A 16,609-nucleotide genomic window follows, 5' to 3' on the forward strand; every position below is an offset into this window, starting at 1 on the left:
GTGATGGATTACTGACCGGGTTTAGCTCCTACATGCACGGCTACGATACCTCCCGTCAGGCGTCTAAATTGAACTTCTTGACAACCTGCTTGAATCATGAGATTTCCAAATTCCTCAGGAGTGTAAAACTCCAATACGGAAGCCGGAAGATAAGAATAAGCCCGGGTATCCCGGGAAAGTATGCGACCGAGAAAAGGCAAAACATATCGGAAATAGATAAGATAAAAGGCCGAAAACAACGGGAGCGAGGGTTTATAAAACTCCAGTACGATCAATCGACCTCCGGGTTTAATAACCCGCAACATTTCGATCAAACCGGTCTTACGATCTACTACATTCCGTATTCCAAAGGCAACCATAGCGGTATCAAAGGTAGAATCAGGAAAAGGGAGCTGGAGGGCGTCTCCCTGAAGGAACAGAATAGGGAGTCGGGTCTTTCTCACTTTTTCCTGGGCTAACTGAAGCATTTCGTAACAAAAATCCACCCCAACAACTTGAACCCGGGGCGATGAAGCCAGCTCGGTTCGCACCGTCTTATGCAAAGCGATGGCCATATCTCCCGTTCCACAACAGACATCCAGAACAAGCCCTCCTTCAGGCAACCGAACTTCTCGAACCGCTTTTTTTCTCCAGTATCGATCAAAGGAAAGACTCAAGAAATGGTTTAAAAAATCATACCGCCACGCGATCCTGGCAAACATTTTTTGGATCGTTTCTGCTTCTTTTTTCATTTATCTGACAAACCCTTCCGACGGGTTGTGGAGCAAAATGCCGGGTAACCTGGAGCGAGTCCGCCTATGTTCTAATAATTATAAAGAAATCAGCGAATTCACTTCATCAAACGAAACGTTTAACCTACTTCAAAACGTTTCCTGTCGGAACCTCTACTTCCGGGTCCACATACACGCCGGGATGGGTTATCACATTCTGCCCTACCCGAACACGATCTCCCAAGATGACCCCGAGTTTTGTTAGACCGGTATCTACCCAGGAATTTTTTACCCTGGCCCGGACAGTAGGATTTCCCGGCAGCTCACACAGGGTTCTAAATCCGGAGCCAATCTGGACTTCTTCTCCCAAAACCGAATTTGAGATCTGGCACCTAGAACCTATTTGAGTTCTATCTCCGATTAAAGAATTTTCCACCACCGTTCCAGAACCCAGAAAACAACTCTTCCCAAGGGTCACAAATCCTTTGAGCCAGCATTCCGATTCAATCACACAATCCGAACCGACCCATGCTATTCCATCTATTTTTACCCCTTCTCCAATATGAATCCCAGACCCTCCCCACAGCTTTCCACTTCCATACTCTGTATAATCCTTTCGGGCTTCTTTCATTAAAAGCTCATTGGCCTGTAACAGACTCCAGGGATAAGCAATGGGAATCCAGTACTTTTGAACAAACCGACAAACAATGGATACCCTCTGGGCAAGTATTTTCATAGCCGAGGTTATTTCATATTCCCCTCGAGGACTTCGCTGGATCCCCTCGAGAATATCAAAAACGGCTTCATCCAGAACATATAGCCCAGTATTGGCAAATCGAGTGGGTGGATCCTGGGATTTTTCTATTATATCCTTCACAAGACCCTGTTCTATTATAAGAACCCCGTAGTCTCTCGCGTCTTTTACTTCTTGGGCCAGGACAGCGCAGGGATATTGTAAACATCCTTGAATGTCCTCCCGATGATAGAGATCATCTCCATTTAAAAGAACAAAACGATCCCGAATCAAACTTCGTACTTGCATTGCTGCATGTCCTGTGCCGAGTTGTTCTTCCTGGATCACATATCGAAGTGGAAGGCCCTGGTAAGAGCTCCTGAAATAGGCCTGTATCATCTCTTTCCGATATCCAACAATAAGAATTACTTCTTCTACCAAACCCACTAACTGCTCCAACTGATGTTCCAAAATGGGCTTATTGGCAATTTTAAGGAGGGGCTTGGGTCGGGTAAGGGTTAAGGGATAAGTTCGGGTTGATTTCCCGGCAGCCATAATAACAGCCTGTACCATGGGTTGATAAACGGCAGTTTGTGTATTACGGAGAATTCACTTCGTAATGCACATTCCGTCTACTAAGTGCCAATTATTGTCACCTTCCTCCTGAAACCTGGCAGGTTTTAAAGAAACCTTAACAGGGCGTCCTATCCCGGTCAATTAAAACTGTTTCAATCTATAAAGATACAGCGATTAAAAAATTCTTGCTTTCTAATCTTGACACCGACTGGTAATCCTTTTATCGTTACCCTTGAAGAGAACTTTTCTTTTCTTGTTTTCCCGACGGCGAATCCCACACCTTTTAAAGGAGATATCTATGAAATTTGGAATTACCATACCTCATTATAATCAGTTTCCCTCCAAGAAAGCCATTACCAGAGTAGCCCAAAAAGCCGAGGAATTGAACTATGATTCTATCTGGGTTACGGATCATATCGGTATTCCTAAGCCTTATATTGCCCGGTTTGGGGAAGTTTTTTATGAGCCTCTGATGGTATTGTCTTATTTAACGGCGATTACCCATCGAATTCCCTTAGGGACCAGTGTGATTATTCTTCCTTATCGAAACCCATTATTTCTGGCTAAAGCCCTGGCTACCGCCGATCAGCTTTCGGACGGAAGGATTATTTGTGGATTCGGAGTAGGCTGGTGTAAAGAAGAATTCGATGCCCTTGGAGTCCCCTTTGAAAAAAGAGGATCTCTCAGCAACGAATCCCTTCAAATTCTAAAAGAGATCTGGACCGGTGAAGATCCTAAATTTCAAGGAAAATACTTCCAATTTTCAGATATAAAATTCCTTCCAAAACCTGTTCAAAAACCCCATCCTCCCATCTGGATTGGAGGTAAAAGTGAAGGAGCCTTGCGGCGCGCTGCAGAGTTCGGAGATGTCTGGCATCCCACTTTTATGACCCCATCCGAAGCCAAGCAGATGGTTCAGCAGTTTAGGGAAATAGCTGCAAAAAAGGGGCGGGACGCCGAAAAAATTCCCGTCGCCCTCCGGGCCCAATTGCAAATCCATCAAAAACCCGAACCCCACTCGGGTAAATATCCTTTAGTGGGACCCACCTCTCAAATCCTTGAAAACATCCACAAGTATCGGGAGGCCGGAATCAGTTATCTGGTCCTGGATTTGTTTTATGGGGTTCCGGAATTAATCTCCGAAACCCTGGATAGTATGCTGGTAACGATGGAACAACTGGCTGAAATAAAAAACCACCTGTAGGATCCCTTCACCATCATAAAAATGTTGCGTAAGGACGTAGGATGATCCCTGGGATCCCTTTTAAGAGGGGACAGTCCCCAGGGATTGTCCTCAGGGTTTATGCGGTAGAAGAGCTCAAAGAAAAAGGAGAACCGAAATAATGGATTATTTGATCCACAAAGGGGGATAGCCTGAGTTTCCCTTGAAGTAAGGACGATAAGAAGAAGATTTAAGCCTGTTGGTTAAGGTGAAGGGCCGATTCGCAGAGATGCAAGGCATCCTGTTGGCATCGCTCCCTGTTGGGTTAGAATAGTCCCCGCACAGGTTGCCGCAAATTTCCCAGGGGCTTCAAGACCAAAGTGGTCAATGTGGTTGGTAAGCCCGGGGGATTTTAATCATCGAACCGGCCGGTATTATTCAAAGGGTTGGCCAAACCGCCCACGATGGGCTACCTCAGAAAGAGGTTTGCGGTTCTTCTTACCTTTACCAATGGCCTGCGTTGGATAGCCAAAGGGAACAATGGCCAACACGTCCAGATCATCGGGGATGTTCAGCAAGGGCTTGACGGCGTTTAATCCTAAAAAACCTACCCAGTTCGAACCCACCCCTTCAGACCATGCCGTTAAGATCATGGATTGAATCGCCCGGCTCGCATCAGAGACCGAAAACTTCGTCCTCTCAATCGCCACCACAATCGCTAACGGTGCCTGGGCAATGTAAGGTCCTGTTCGGGCCAACGCTCCCAGTTGGCGTAACATATTTCGATCCTCGACTACAATAAAATGCCAGGGTTGACCGTTCATACTACTCCCGGTCAGTCGCCCTGCCTCCACAATCCGCCGGACAACATCCGGTGGAATGGATTTATCCTGGTAACTCCGGACGGCTAATACCGTCCGCACCGCTTCAAAAACGTCCATGGCCGACCTCCCTATCGTATAACGGACTTGGGGGTTGCCTCAAGTCGGGTGATTTGTATTTTTGAACGGTCGAGCATCTCGTCGACCTGAGGTTTAATTTCGTTTTTCCAAAAATCACTCTCGTAGACTTCCTTGTACAATCGCTCCCGCTCCTCCTCACTCTCAAATCGCCGTATCCAAACGTAGAGATCCTCTTCCTGCTGACCCACAAAACTACCCACAACTACCATCCCTTTCGAGATCTGAAAGGGTATTATCTTTTCTTCCATTAGTTTCACCCATCTTTCCCGCTGTCCGGGTTTGATGCGATATTGCCGAAGTTCAAAAAACATAGTATTCTCCTTTCAAGTCCTATCAGAAAATATTGCTGTGCAACACGCATATCATACTCCTAATTGCCTAAAATAGCAATAAAGTGAATTGGAGAAATTCCATACAGAAGATACCCCTGAAACCTTTCAGACTCTTTGGACTGCCATGTAGAATGAGGATGAGAGGTTACTACCTTCGATCCTGCAAAATCTTTAACCACTCCATTTTTCTTTTAAAGCATTCAATTCCCATGATGCGGGTTTGAGGCAAATATGATCTGAGCTCGTTGCCATGATAGAGCAACCCTCACCCCGGTCTACCTCCACATGCGCCAGTCCTAAAGCATGAAATAGCTCATGTTTTGCAATTCCTTTAACCAACAACCTCAAAGCATCCAAACGATTCTTGGGAAGCACCGGTTGAGTTCCTTCGTAAGCCTTCAACGCCCAGGTTCGCTTAACTAAGTTGGATACATCCTCTACCAGAGCATCCACCCCGGCATAACTTCCATCGTCGTAATCTTTACTGAGCGACCATACGCTCCCCTTTTGATCATAAATAACTGTGGCACCTGCATACCGAGACATGACATAGGAAAGAAGGGTAAGATCCGCATTACGGTACTTCTTAATATAGTGAGATTCTCTAAAATACCCCAAAAAGATATCTGCTTGCTGAGTATCCCCAACCTCTATCAATCGGATAGGGACTTTTCCATCCTCAAACTCCCGGTTAATTTCTTCCAGGGTTTCGGTTAGAAACTGGTGACTGTCCACGATATACTTCTGGTCCAGGAAGTTGACCTCTTCTTTTCCCCCACCTATATAAACGGTGATGGTGGTAATTCCTTTCCACCGAGAAAGACGACCTAAAGGCATATCTGTAACATGAAGTTGAATATCTTCAAGGGTTGATAGTTGGGTTGAGGCTTTTCCAGGCTCAAACCGTTGGTTGACCTCCTCTCCGGTTTTGGCTGAAAACCCAATGTCCTTTCCTCCTCTCAGGGAGATGGCAGGATTAGGAATATTTTTCCATTGAGAAAAGTTACCCCGGAGCAAATCAATCCCGTAAATGGGAGCAACAAACAGGATAAAGGTTAATAAAAATTTATACACATATTTCATAACCCTATTGGAGAGGATAAAGGACCACTATAAGCCTTTATTTCTAATATCCATTTACCGCGAAAGGGCTGCCGGAAGGTCGAATTGCCCTACAGGATTGTCTCTCCATAAGGCAACGGCATAGGGCTGTTCCTACCCGTCAGGCTACACTTTATACGGAAATGGTATAAAGCCTTGGCAATTCTTAAATTCCATCACTTCTTTAAGATACGCCAAAATCCTTTTCTAACCAGTATTATTTTATAAAGCTAATTCTGTATGGCTCTCCTACCCTCACCCCCGGCCCCTCTTCCCCTCCCCGTGGACGGGCAGGGAAGGGGTGGGGGTGAGGGGAGCCGGCAAATCTCCAGATCAACTCCCCAAGTACCTCCTCTCCCGAAGCTTTGGGAGAGGGGGTTAAGGACATAGGCGCCAGGATAAGAAGGTTAGCCCCGACGGGGCTACCTGGGGATAGCCCCTGGCGTGGGCCAGAGGAAACTAAACCCCAGCGGGACGACCTGTTTAACGGGATACGGCTAGGGAGTTTGAAAAAATTCTGAATTATTGAGTCCCCCGACCTGCGGCGGGGACTACCCACGGTTCGTCCCTGACAGGGCTTCTTATCCTTATCCTGGAACCTATAAAGAAGAGGGAGTGAGGGGAAGGAGAATTGAAGAGGTTAGCCCCCTCCCTTCCCTTTCTCCTATTAACTCGGCAAGGATAAAGGCGGCGTAGAGTAGATCTCGCCATGAAATCGCCGGTAGAGGAATGCTCCGGCCTGGGTCGATGATAGCCCAGAGTTTATAAGCTGTTACCCTGTCCAGCTCTGGATGGGAGAGCTGGCATTCCTGCATGGGAGGGTCAATGCCTGTAGGATAAAATCTTTAATGTCGGGTTAACGGATTTTTCCACTGACCATGAGCTTTCCATCGTAGATCTCTACTTTTTCTACGATTTGCCGGGCCGGAATACGAAGATAAACCCAATCCTCTTTAGCTCGACCCGATACCCTGCTGAAAAGCCAGGTAGAAAAGGGAACGGGGAGGTTCATGATTCTTAAGTCGTTGAGTTTAATCCCAATTCCTTCTTCCTGCACTGCCAGAGTCCAGTCCGAAAAGCCCGGATATTGAAGAATTTTAACCCCAAAGGCATGAAGGGTATTGAAGGAATCCACGGTAATATTTCCATCGGCTAATCGAGAAGATGCCTCCCTTTGCCAGATTAAAGAGCCATTTAGAAAAACCTTCTGCCGGGATAACAGGCGATTTAGATTTTCCTCTGTAAGGCTGAAACTCACGTTTTTGTACCTGTCCCCTTGAGAATCTCCCCCTTCGATCTCCTCTTTAGCAGGGGAGTTGTCGGATTTAACCATCGAAGGGAGAGAAAGGGCTGCGGCACCTCGAAAGTGCCTGACTGTTTTGGTTAAGGCAGATTTTAAGCTATTCACCTCCTCGATGGCCGCCACGGTAAAAAGGGTCAATAAAATAATAACCAGGATGAAAAGTGTCGTAATAAGCCGATTCATCTGTGTAGTTTATGGATTTGATCCGGGAGAAGTAAAGGTCGCCGGAGATTATTTTGGGTAAATCTCCGACTAACCCCCTGATGACGCCCAGCTCTCACCCTATTCCCATTCGATGGTACTGGGGGGTTTTGAGCTAATATCATAGACGACCCGATTAATTCCCCGGACTTCATTGATAATACGGTTAGAAATTTTTCCCAGAAGCTCATAAGGGAGTGGAACCCAGTCGGCGGTCATTCCATCCAGGCTATAAACGGCTCGGATGGCCAGTACATACTCATAAGTCCGGCTATCTCCCATGACTCCCACCGATTTAATCGGTAATAAGACCGCAAAGGATTGCCAGATCTGTTTGTAGAGTCCGGCTTTTTGGATCTCATGAACCACGATTTCATCGGCTGATCGGACCAGATCTAATCGTTCTGGAGTAACTTCTCCCAAAACACGAATGGCCAGTCCAGGACCCGGAAAGGGCTGTCGCCAGACAATTTCTTCCGGTAGGCCTAATTTTTCTCCAACCATCCGGACCTCATCTTTAAAAAGCTCCCGGAGAGGTTCTATCAATTCAAAATTCATCTGGGCAGGAAGCCCCCCCACGTTATGGTGGGATTTGATAGTTGCTGAAGGTCCTTTAATAGAGACACTTTCAATCACGTCGGGATAAAGGGTTCCCTGGACCAAAAATCGAATTCCTCCCATCTTTCCGGCCTCTTCTTCAAAGATTCGAATAAATTCCTCTCCGATGATCTTCCGCTTTTGCTCCGGCTCTATGATGCCTTTTAACTTCGCTAAGAATCGATCCGAGGCATCGATGTAACGCAGGTTCATGTTAAAACCTTTTTCAAAGGTATTTAAAACCTTTTCTACCTCACCTTTACGGAGCAACCCGTTGTTCACAAAAATACAGGTCAACTGATCTCCTACGGCTTTATGGGTTAAAACTGCTGCTACCGAGGAATCTACCCCTCCACTCAAAGCGCACAGGACTTTCTGGGATCCGACCTGTGCTTTTATCTTTTCTAGAGTCTGTTGGATAAAGGAACTCATGGTCCAACCGGGCGTACAATGACAGATTTCAAAGAGGAAATTTTTAAGCATCTGGCGACCCTGAACGGTATGAACGACTTCTGGATGGAATTGAACTCCAAAGATAGGCCGGGTTCGATGTTTGATGGCTGCATAGGGAGCGTTGTCGGTATGGGCTATGGAGATAAAATCCTCTGGAAGCCTGACAATTTGATCCCCATGGCTCATCCATACCGTCGTGGATGGAGCCTGGATGCCCTGAAAAAATTCCTCGGAGCTATCAAAAAATAACTCCGCTTTTCCGTACTCCCGTTTTGTAGCCCGAACCACTTCTCCCTGTAATAGATGGGCGATCAGTTGCATGCCATAACAAACTCCCAGAATCGGGACGTTAAGCGAAAAAAGGGCCTTATCACACAGAGGGGCATCCGGTTCATAGACGCTGGCCGGGCCTCCTGACAGGATAATTCCTCTATATTCTCTAAGCCGTTGGGCCGGGACATTAAATGGAAGAATTTCGCAATAGACCTGACTTTCCCGAACCCGCCGGGCAATGAGCTGGCTGTATTGGGAACCAAAATCTAAGATCGCAATCTTATCCTGCTGAATATCCACGTTTCGCATCATATTCCCTTCGTTTCTTAGGATCCCGTAGGTAGGAATAGGCCTCGTTGATCTGCTTCATTTTAGCTTCTGCCCAGGCCCTTTGATGGGGTGGTTGCTTATCAGGATGATACTTGGCGGCCAGAGCTTTATAGGCTTTTTCGATAACCTCCGGACTCGCTTTGTAGTGAACTTCTAATATTTCATAATAATCCGGTAAAGAGGAACCTGTTGGGGCCTGTGCCTGTTGCCGTCTCTTCTGCTTTTGCTGCTGATCCTGCCCGGTTTGTTTGGTTTCATTTTCGTTGAGGAGATCCTCCCAATCTGGATCTATATCCCATCCTGTCCTCCAAACTTTATCAATCCAATGGTTCAGATTGGATTTTAAAAGTGTCGATATACGCCGTGTTAAGTAGCCCATGGTTATTTAGATCTTTCTTTATCGAAGAAATAGGGAATACAACCCTTCAGGAATTAAATAGAATATCGAAACTGTAAAGGCATTTGTCAAGGGTAGAAAGTAAGGTAAGATATCCCTCTGGGCATGGATCTCTGATCAACCAATGGTAGAGAGACTATAAAGGGTATCCCAGTACATCAGCTCATAATTCTGCAGGAGCCGGGCCGCACGGCGAATCAAGCGAACCTCTACGCCTCGAGATAAACCTGCTTCAACGACCGCAAGTGCCTTGGCTTCAAAATCTTCGGGAGGTGTGCTAAAAATGGAAAAAAAGACCAGATCCATACCCGTTAACCGATACTTCTCCTGTAACGCTTTTTCCATTCGGGCACAGTTATCCCCCCAGGCTGTAAAGTTGACCAGATAAGCGGCGGCTACTTCTGCATCAGACGCATATAAGGCCATCCAGGCCATGTAAGCAGTGTAAGCATAAGCACCGGCTTTGGGTTCGTAGTCGGACAGCTCTTCGGGAGTCATCTGTAAGGCATGGGCCAACAGGGATACGGCCTCAAGGGCTGCCTTTTCCCCCTGCAGAACCATCCAGAAGAAATCTCGACTGGGCGAGAGCCCGTATCGAGAGAGAAGTAAGGCGACACTGCAAAGGTCACTTCGGATAATGTGGCTCTGCTCACCCACAAAGAGTTTAAGTTTATCTTTTTTAATCTGTCCGTTTTCAAGAGCCTTAAGATAAGGATGCTGACAGATTTTATTCTCAACCTCCTGAAGCTCCCGTTTAACTTCGTCGATAACCTGACGGGCATTGGGCATAGTTTTATAACCTCCTCTTATTTGATAATTGGGGATATGCTGAAAACCTATCGAAAATAGAGAAGTCTGTCAATAAAAAAGTCTATTTTGGAGGAATATTTTCACCAGGGGTGGTTCTATTTAAGAATATCTGCCGGGGTTTGTGCTTACAAAGGGGCGGTAATACCCACTCTGTTGGGAAATCGGCCGTAAACCTCCGACCTTCCCCGTTCGCCCTGGGCCTATAGAAGGGCGAACGGGGTGAAACAGATTAGGGTAAATTTCGAAAAGGAGCGGATATCAGCCCAAACTCTGTCTGTCGGATCTATCTGAGCCATGGCCACTTAACGGATTCCGGACCGAAGGTTGTCTTTCCAACAAATTTGCCTTCTATTTCCACATTTTTCTTTTGTTCTGCCGTTAATTTGGGAATATCTTTGAGGAGAGGGGACTCCTGAAGAAGAACCAACTGTCCATCTTGGGTTTTGACGATATGGGGGTGATCCCCTCCGGGACAAACCCCGGGTTCTAACCGAATCCCCTCTGCGGTGGGTACTACACAGTAAATGTGGCCGGTAATGGTTTGTTTTTCCTCTGAAGCCGAAAGAACCTTTAGATTAACTGCCAGTAAAGTTATCACCATTAAAATGGAGATCAGTAATTTTAAGTTTGAAGAATTCATCTTAAACCTCCGTGAAATTAAAGGGTTATGGGTATAGGCTAACCGCTATTCTCTTTTAGGAGCAAGTCTAATGCCAGAATACTTAAATTCGTCCTAAGTTGGTTATTTAAGGCCAGATTAGCGATTTTTGCTTCTTTCGGATAGACCTGTTTGTCTTTTAAAAAGAGACAAAAAGAATGATTTATAAAGATAGATCAGGCCTCAATTACTGGAAAAGTCTGGGAGATTAGAAAAAAACTTTTTGTCTCTATAAAGAGACACTTATGTCTAACCTAGAGACAGGGGGTTGGAAAAAATATAAATTTTTCGGTAAGGGTAGATTTACAAATAAAACTAAATTTTACAGGATAAAAAGGAGATAATCATGAAAAAACGACTCATACTTTTATTGACTTTCTTTTTTCTGGTTCCTTTACAACCCGGCTACGCCGAACAGCCTACCACGGCAGAGGAACATTTTAAAGCGGGGCTGGCCTTTACTCAAACCGGTAAGTACGTGGAAGCCGTCAAAGCTTTCGTCGAAGCTATCAAGTTAAAGCCGGATTATGTGGAGGCCTATAACAGTTTAGCCTCCCTTTACCTTATCTTAGGAGACCCCCATCAAGCCCTTCAACTGGCCCAAGAGGCTATCAAGATAAAGCCGGATTATGCGGCGGCTTACTATACCCTGGGATCTATCTATAACGTCCAGAAGCAGCCAGCCGAAGCTATTAAAGCTTTGGCGGAAGCCATTAAACTGAAACCGGACTATGTAGATGCCTATGTAAATCTGGGCTGGGTTGTTTATCTTCAGGGAAACCCGGATGAAGCTCTTAAACATTTCAAAAAGGCGGTTCAACTGAACCCAAAAGATCCAGGTGCCCATATTGGGCTGGGAGAAATTTATAGTCAGAAAGGACAATATGATCAGGCAATTGCTGAGCTTAAAGAGGCTATCCAGGCCAATCCGAATCATATGGGAGCCCATCACCGATTAGGGCATGCGTATCTTTTGCAGAAAAAAACAGACGAAGCTATCCAGGAATTCCAGACGATTACCAAAATTCAACCCGATGATCCAGAAGCTTATAATGAATTAGGTCTTATCTATGCAGAACAAGGCAAGTACCCGGAAGCCATTAAACAATTTAATACGGTAATTCGACTTGCCCCGAAAGATCCTGGAGTCCGCCAACGACTGGCTCAAATCTTAATCGATAAGGATCTTAATCTTGATGAGGGGATCCAACAGGCTCAGAAAGCCCTGGAGCTTAAACCGGAATTTCCTGAAGTGATGGGAACCCTGGGTTGGGGGTATTACAAAAAAGGGATGTATCCAGAAGCGGTAGAATGGTTGAAGAAAGCTGCCGTGAAATCCAAGGATAACAAAACCATTCAATCCCGCCTGGAGCAGGCCCAGCAGAAACTTAAGAAGTGAGGACTTAGAGAATCTCCTTCTCAGGTCTTTCACTATTCAAGAACTTAAGCAACAGTCAGGTTTTAACCGAAGATTTTCTTAATTTCTTTGTTATGGATGACTTATTGGCTGCACGCTTACAAATGGCCATTTCATTGGCCTTTCATATCATTTTTGCCGTTATCGGGATTGCCATGCCGTTAATGATGGTCATAGCCGAATGGTTTTGGTTGCGGACGGGTGAAGAGGTTTATCTGATGCTTACCAAACGATGGGCAAAGGGCACGGCCATCTTATTTGCCGTTGGGGCGGTTTCTGGTACCGTCCTCTCGTTTGAGTTAGGTCTATTATGGCCTAACTTCATGGGTTGGGCCGGTTCTATCATCGGGATGCCCTTTTCACTGGAAGGGTTTGCATTTTTCACCGAGGCCATTTTCCTGGGAATTTACCTCTACGGCTGGCAACGGGTATCATCCCACATGCATATTTTATCCGGTCTTTTAGTTGCCTTGAGTGGGGCCGCCTCCGGTATTTTTGTCGTCATAGCTAACGCCTGGATGAATACTCCGACGGGATTTCGTCTTGTGGAAGGTCGACCGGTGGATATCGACCCTATAGCCGCCCTGCTTAATCCGGCTGCTTTTTCACAAACACTTCATATGATCCTTGCAGCCTACGCAGCCACAGGATTTGCAGTGGCCGGTATTCACGCTTTTCTTTTATTACGGGATCATCAGAACCTGTTTCACCGACGAGCCTTTTCCATTGCCCTGGTTATCGGCGGAATTACGGCCATTCTTCAGCCTCTGAGTGGAGATATCCTCGCCCGAACCGTTGCCCGAAATCAACCTGTAAAGCTGGCTGCCTTTGAAGGACAATTCCAAACAGAATCCGGAGCCCCCTTACGAATCGGAGGGATCCCGGACGTAGAAGCGGGTATAACCCGCTATGCCCTGGAGATCCCCTATGGTCTGAGCCTGCTTGCCTTCCATGATCCCCAAGCAACGGTAAAGGGACTCGATGCAGTCCCTCGGGATCAGTGGCCTCCGGTAAAGATCGTTCATATTGCTTTCCAGGTCATGGTAGCCGCGGGATTTGCCATGATGGGAATTGCCCTTTGGGGCCTGTGGCTCCTTTGGCGACACAGAACTTTCTTCGATTCACGAGGGTTCCTACGTGCCGTAGCGGCAGCTACGCCCCTGGGGTTCCTGGCCATAGAAGCCGGCTGGATAGTCACAGAAGTCGGACGACAACCCTGGATTATCTACGGGATCATGCGGACGACAGAAGCTTTAACCCCGATGCCAGGACTTAAGATCCCTTTTATTATGTTTACGCTACTCTACCTCTTCCTGGCTATGGTTGTAATCTGGCTACTGCTCCACCAGGTCAGGGAGAGTCCCCGGGTAGTGAAGTCTGATCTTCCAGAACAGCCTAAAGACAATGAGTATATTACCCCTTGAAGGGATCCTTGCCGGTGTCATGATGATTTCCTTGACCCTCTATGCCCTGATGGGTGGAGCAGATTATGGAGGTGGAGTATGGGACTTGCTGGCCTGGGGGCCCCGGGCTAAAGCACAACGTGAGTTGATTGCAGAGGCCATTGGCCCTATCTGGGAAGCCAATCATGTCTGGCTCATTTTGGTTATTGTAGTTCTGTTCACAGGCTTCCCTCTGGCCTTTGCTGTTATTGCCACCGCGTTGCATATTCCGCTAACCCTCATGCTCCTGGGAATTGTCCTACGGGGTTCGGCCTTTGCCTTTCGTACCTATGGAACTAAAGAAGATAGAATACAGCGCCGGTGGGGTCGCGTTTTCTCTATAGCCAGTCTGGTTACTCCTCTGCTTCTCGGTACTGTTTTGGGTGCCATTGCATCAGGCCAGATTCGCCTTAAGGACAGATGGGTGGTAGCCGATTTTGTTCGTCCCTGGCTGGCTCCATTCCCCCTGGCAGTTGGCCTGTTTGCCCTGGTTTTATTTGCATTTCTCGCGGCAGTGTACTTAACCCTGGAAACGGAGGATCCAGAGCTACAGGAAGATTTTCGCCGCCGTGCCCTGGTTTCAGCCTTTGTGGTAGGTCCTGTTGCGCTCCTGGTTTTCCTACTCTCGGGAACAGGAGCCCCTCTCATACGACAAGGTCTGAGTCAGAGTTGGTGGACCTGGCCCTTACAACTCTCTACGGCAGTCTTTGCAACGGGAGCCATCTTTGCCCTCTGGACCCGCAGGTTTCATATGGCCAGGTTTTGCGCAGCAGGACAGATCACACTCATCCTTTGGGGTTGGGGAGTTGCTCAGTTTCCCTACCTGATCGTGCCGGATATCACCGTCTTTAATGCAGCTGCTCCCACCATAACCCTCCGCCTGCTCCTCGTAGCCCTTGGAAGCGGTGCGTTGGTACTTTTTCCCTCCTTTTACTATCTCTATCGTATCTTTAAAGGCTAGAAAGCTTTTAAAACCCTTAAAGATCGATCTAAATAACAGGCCTTCGTTAAAGTTAAGAAGAAAGTCCCCTTTGGATTGATAGCAGGGATCTTATCCCTGGAAAAGGGATTCCAAGAGGTAGAGGAATTTTACTTGACACCCCATAAGGGGAACAGAGTAAACTGGATGCTATAGAGTTAAGGTAAATAAAAGAATCTCTTAAACCATCTCTGGGCTGAAAGCTCTGTTGAAGGGCAACCCTACAACATCCCCTGTCTCCTTAAAAGTAACACTTTTACAGTAAATGGGTTCCTCTTCCGGGAATCTCGTTTTTTCATTATAGATCTTCCGGTTTGGAAATTAATAGCTAATTTTAACTTAACTCAGCTTGCCTATAGAGAGTGTTTTAAAGTCTTACCTGATGTCGAAAATCATAGGATAGTCGGAAGAAAGGTATCCCTGATTTAATTTTAAAAGCTCTACCTAATATCTTTTAGGAGGTAAAATTTATGAACCTGGCACATATCCATTTAATCCTCAATCATTTCCCGGTGATAGGCATGGTATTTGGTTTTCTCTTATTGGCCTTTGCTCTGGTAAAGAAAAGTGAAGAGCTCACAAGAGTAAGTTTGGGGGTTTTCATTATTATCGCCCTGCTTGCACTACCGGTATACTTTACAGGTGAACCAGCAGCGAAAGTAATCGAACATCTTCCGGGGGTAACAGAATCGGTTGTAGAAGAACATGAAGAGGCTGCCCTCATAACCCTGATAGCTGTTGAAATCCTGGGTCTGGTCGCCTTGGGGGGATTGTTTTACTTTCGCCATTTGGAAAACCTTCCAAATTGGCTTGTCAAAGCCTCGTTGATACTGGCTGCGATTAGTATAGGATTGCTGACATGGACGGCAAATTTAGGGGGAAAGGTACGCCATACAGAAATTCGATCAGATTTCAAGCCTGTGGTGACCTCGGAGAAAGCAGCCGAGGATACCCAAAAAGAGCCGGAATCGAGGAAGTGAGGGGGTTGAAACCGGAAGGATGCTAAAACGGTTAATTTAAAGATCTTTGAGAAAGGAAGTCTGTTCGTTGTCCCTGAAGTTACAGGAAAGGTGGGAACGACTTTAGTCTTTTTCCTATAAAATAAAAGGAACCACTAAAGTCGTCGCTTAACCCTTAGTAGTGAGAAGGGATCAATTTAATGACGCTTTCCTGAAGTTCCTGATAACGAGCTATGTCCTGCATCTTACCGATTTCCCAATCTTTTTTAGGAGTCCAGTAACGATCCCCAACAAAAATCTCGAAATGCAGGTGAACTTCCTTGGTCTTACTATGCTCAACCTCTCCACTGGTTCCTGAATTTCCCACAAATCCAATCACGTGATCTATCCCAACCACATCATAAACTTTCAGTTGATCATTGACATCGGATAAGTGGGCGTACATGGTTAAAACGGGTTCTCGATTTTTGTTCTTTCCATGGTAAATCCAGACCTGTCGACCTCGTAATTTATCTAGAACATTTCCATAGGGCTGTTCCGCTGAAGGAATGGTCAAAGACCCCGGAGTTCCATGCCACTTTGTCTTGGTCAGCTCAAGCATTCTATCCCGGGTCGCTTTGGTTAAAGGCACATAATTTTTGTCAATCCGAATGATCACACCGGGGGCTATAGGATAGACCTTTTCTCGCCAGGGAAGTCCATAGATATCGGTTCCTTGATGAACATCATTACGATAACCCCGGGGATCCCCAGGTAATCTGAGTTGTGTGTAGCTAACAGGTTTTTTGATGGGCATCTGAAAAACACCCTGGATATTCGTGAGAGAGACTTCATTTAAATTCTTAAAAGCGGTTGGATTTTCACTCACAATTTTGTCCGCTCGGGTAATAACTTCCAGATAGTCTTGAAAGTATTTCGGTACGGCAACAGGTGCCGGAGGGGGAGGTGGAGCAGGAACCGGTTTTTTCTCAGGGGGACTTATTAAAATCTTAATACCCCCTACTAAACCCACCACCAGGATAATAACAAGAATTTGAATAGTAATCGGTAACGCTTTACTTGGAACTTTATCGGTGATTTTCTTGGTAATTTTATCCGGGAGTACTTTCAACATAACCTCTTGTTCACCTTGTTCACCCGCAGGTTTGAGAACATCCTTAGGTTTTCATCTGTGAGCCCTCAACAGGGGTATCCCTTCATTATATATTATAAGC

The 16,609-nt window shown here is 46.2% G+C and carries 16 protein-coding genes; 5 read left to right on the plus strand and 11 right to left on the minus strand.

The window, feature by feature from the left end; translation table 11 throughout:
- Positions 1–8 precede the first annotated feature (8 nt).
- Together ubiE and glmU are read right to left on the minus strand one after the other, a co-directional pair.
- Positions 9–731: a bifunctional demethylmenaquinone methyltransferase/2-methoxy-6-polyprenyl-1,4-benzoquinol methylase UbiE gene (gene ubiE, locus VNM22_19930; GenBank protein HWP49438.1), complete on the minus strand. Its 723-nt coding sequence runs from the start codon at positions 729–731 to the stop codon at positions 9–11.
- Between the two features lie 124 nt (positions 732–855).
- On the minus strand, positions 856–1,998 hold the full coding sequence (gene glmU, locus VNM22_19935) for a bifunctional sugar-1-phosphate nucleotidylyltransferase/acetyltransferase (GenBank protein ID HWP49439.1): 1,143 nt from the start codon (positions 1,996–1,998) through the stop codon (positions 856–858).
- Between the two features lie 319 nt (positions 1,999–2,317).
- Here glmU and VNM22_19940 point away from each other — a divergent pair, with 319 nt between their 5' ends.
- Positions 2,318–3,223: an LLM class F420-dependent oxidoreductase gene (locus tag VNM22_19940; protein HWP49440.1), complete on the plus strand. Its 906-nt coding sequence runs from the start codon at positions 2,318–2,320 to the stop codon at positions 3,221–3,223.
- A gap of 392 nt (positions 3,224–3,615) precedes the next feature.
- On the opposite strand, the gene VNM22_19945 is transcribed toward VNM22_19940, so the two are convergent.
- The 8 genes from VNM22_19945 to VNM22_19980 all read right to left on the minus strand — a co-directional run bounded on the left by VNM22_19945 (position 3,616) and on the right by VNM22_19980 (position 10,580).
- Positions 3,616–4,122: a nitroreductase family protein gene (locus VNM22_19945; protein ID HWP49441.1), complete on the minus strand. Its 507-nt coding sequence runs from the start codon at positions 4,120–4,122 to the stop codon at positions 3,616–3,618.
- A gap of 11 nt (positions 4,123–4,133) precedes the next feature.
- Positions 4,134–4,454 carry an NIPSNAP family protein gene (locus VNM22_19950; GenBank protein HWP49442.1) on the minus strand — a complete coding sequence of 107 codons (321 nt, stop codon included), beginning with the start codon at positions 4,452–4,454 and terminating at the stop codon, positions 4,134–4,136.
- A gap of 192 nt (positions 4,455–4,646) precedes the next feature.
- A complete protein-coding gene (locus VNM22_19955; protein HWP49443.1) occupies positions 4,647–5,558 on the minus strand; it encodes a hypothetical protein in 912 nt (303 codons plus the stop codon).
- An 874-nt stretch (positions 5,559–6,432) separates the two neighbouring features.
- Positions 6,433–7,062, minus strand: coding sequence for a hypothetical protein (locus tag VNM22_19960; GenBank protein HWP49444.1), 630 nt, complete (start codon positions 7,060–7,062; stop codon positions 6,433–6,435).
- Positions 7,063–7,161: 99 nt separating this feature from the next.
- The gene (guaA, locus tag VNM22_19965) at positions 7,162–8,715 is read right to left on the minus strand and encodes a glutamine-hydrolyzing GMP synthase (GenBank protein ID HWP49445.1); all 1,554 of its coding nucleotides are present in this window, start codon (positions 8,713–8,715) and stop codon (positions 7,162–7,164) included.
- A complete protein-coding gene (locus VNM22_19970; protein ID HWP49446.1) occupies positions 8,684–9,112 on the minus strand; it encodes a DnaJ domain-containing protein in 429 nt (142 codons plus the stop codon). Before VNM22_19970 ends, guaA begins: the two co-directional genes overlap by 32 nt.
- Before the next feature lie 135 nt (positions 9,113–9,247).
- Positions 9,248–9,919 (minus strand): hypothetical protein, encoded by a 672-nt coding sequence (locus tag VNM22_19975; protein HWP49447.1) that lies wholly within the window; start codon positions 9,917–9,919, stop codon positions 9,248–9,250.
- 304 nt (positions 9,920–10,223) lie between these two features.
- On the minus strand, positions 10,224–10,580 hold the full coding sequence (locus VNM22_19980) for a hypothetical protein (GenBank protein HWP49448.1): 357 nt from the start codon (positions 10,578–10,580) through the stop codon (positions 10,224–10,226).
- Between the two features lie 364 nt (positions 10,581–10,944).
- Between VNM22_19980 and VNM22_19985 the strand changes: the two genes are divergently transcribed.
- The 4 genes from VNM22_19985 (at position 10,945) to VNM22_20000 (ending at position 15,416) form a co-directional block, all read left to right on the plus strand.
- On the plus strand, positions 10,945–11,997 hold the full coding sequence (locus VNM22_19985) for a tetratricopeptide repeat protein (GenBank protein ID HWP49449.1): 1,053 nt from the start codon (positions 10,945–10,947) through the stop codon (positions 11,995–11,997).
- 92 nt (positions 11,998–12,089) lie between these two features.
- Entirely contained in the window at positions 12,090–13,439 is a 1,350-nt protein-coding gene (locus VNM22_19990; protein HWP49450.1) for a cytochrome ubiquinol oxidase subunit I, read from the plus strand.
- Complete coding sequence (locus VNM22_19995) at positions 13,420–14,418, plus strand: cytochrome d ubiquinol oxidase subunit II (GenBank protein HWP49451.1); 999 nt, start codon at positions 13,420–13,422, stop codon at positions 14,416–14,418. Before VNM22_19990 ends, VNM22_19995 begins: the two co-directional genes overlap by 20 nt.
- A gap of 488 nt (positions 14,419–14,906) precedes the next feature.
- Positions 14,907–15,416 (plus strand): hypothetical protein, encoded by a 510-nt coding sequence (locus VNM22_20000; GenBank protein HWP49452.1) that lies wholly within the window; start codon positions 14,907–14,909, stop codon positions 15,414–15,416.
- 154 nt (positions 15,417–15,570) lie between these two features.
- Here VNM22_20000 and VNM22_20005 read toward each other — a convergent pair whose 3' ends face one another.
- On the minus strand, positions 15,571–16,509 hold the full coding sequence (locus tag VNM22_20005; GenBank protein HWP49453.1) for a M23 family metallopeptidase: 939 nt from the start codon (positions 16,507–16,509) through the stop codon (positions 15,571–15,573).
- Positions 16,510–16,609 lie beyond the last annotated feature (100 nt).

Source organism: Candidatus Limnocylindrales bacterium (genome assembly GCA_035559535.1).
Classification (GTDB): Bacteria; Moduliflexota; Moduliflexia; order Moduliflexales; family JAUQPW01; genus JAUQPW01.

Excerpts from the sequence above, each read along its gene's own strand:
- ubiE (HWP49438.1), bottom strand. The coding sequence starts at position 731 with ATGAAAAAAGAAGCAGAAACGATCCAAAAAATGTTTGCCAGGATCGCG.
- glmU (HWP49439.1), bottom strand. The coding sequence starts at position 1,998 with ATGGCTGCCGGGAAATCAACCCGAACTTATCCCTTAACCCTTACCCGA.
- VNM22_19940 (HWP49440.1), top strand. The coding sequence starts at position 2,318 with ATGAAATTTGGAATTACCATACCTCATTATAATCAGTTTCCCTCCAAG.
- VNM22_19945 (HWP49441.1), bottom strand. The coding sequence starts at position 4,122 with ATGGACGTTTTTGAAGCGGTGCGGACGGTATTAGCCGTCCGGAGTTAC.
- VNM22_19950 (HWP49442.1), bottom strand. The coding sequence starts at position 4,454 with ATGTTTTTTGAACTTCGGCAATATCGCATCAAACCCGGACAGCGGGAA.
- VNM22_19955 (HWP49443.1), bottom strand. The coding sequence starts at position 5,558 with ATGAAATATGTGTATAAATTTTTATTAACCTTTATCCTGTTTGTTGCT.
- VNM22_19960 (HWP49444.1), bottom strand. The coding sequence starts at position 7,062 with ATGAATCGGCTTATTACGACACTTTTCATCCTGGTTATTATTTTATTG.
- guaA (HWP49445.1), bottom strand. The coding sequence starts at position 8,715 with ATGATGCGAAACGTGGATATTCAGCAGGATAAGATTGCGATCTTAGAT.
- VNM22_19970 (HWP49446.1), bottom strand. The coding sequence starts at position 9,112 with ATGGGCTACTTAACACGGCGTATATCGACACTTTTAAAATCCAATCTG.
- VNM22_19975 (HWP49447.1), bottom strand. The coding sequence starts at position 9,919 with ATGCCCAATGCCCGTCAGGTTATCGACGAAGTTAAACGGGAGCTTCAG.
- VNM22_19980 (HWP49448.1), bottom strand. The coding sequence starts at position 10,580 with ATGAATTCTTCAAACTTAAAATTACTGATCTCCATTTTAATGGTGATA.
- VNM22_19985 (HWP49449.1), top strand. The coding sequence starts at position 10,945 with ATGAAAAAACGACTCATACTTTTATTGACTTTCTTTTTTCTGGTTCCT.
- VNM22_19990 (HWP49450.1), top strand. The coding sequence starts at position 12,090 with ATGGATGACTTATTGGCTGCACGCTTACAAATGGCCATTTCATTGGCC.
- VNM22_19995 (HWP49451.1), top strand. The coding sequence starts at position 13,420 with ATGAGTATATTACCCCTTGAAGGGATCCTTGCCGGTGTCATGATGATT.
- VNM22_20000 (HWP49452.1), top strand. The coding sequence starts at position 14,907 with ATGAACCTGGCACATATCCATTTAATCCTCAATCATTTCCCGGTGATA.
- VNM22_20005 (HWP49453.1), bottom strand. The coding sequence starts at position 16,509 with ATGTTGAAAGTACTCCCGGATAAAATTACCAAGAAAATCACCGATAAA.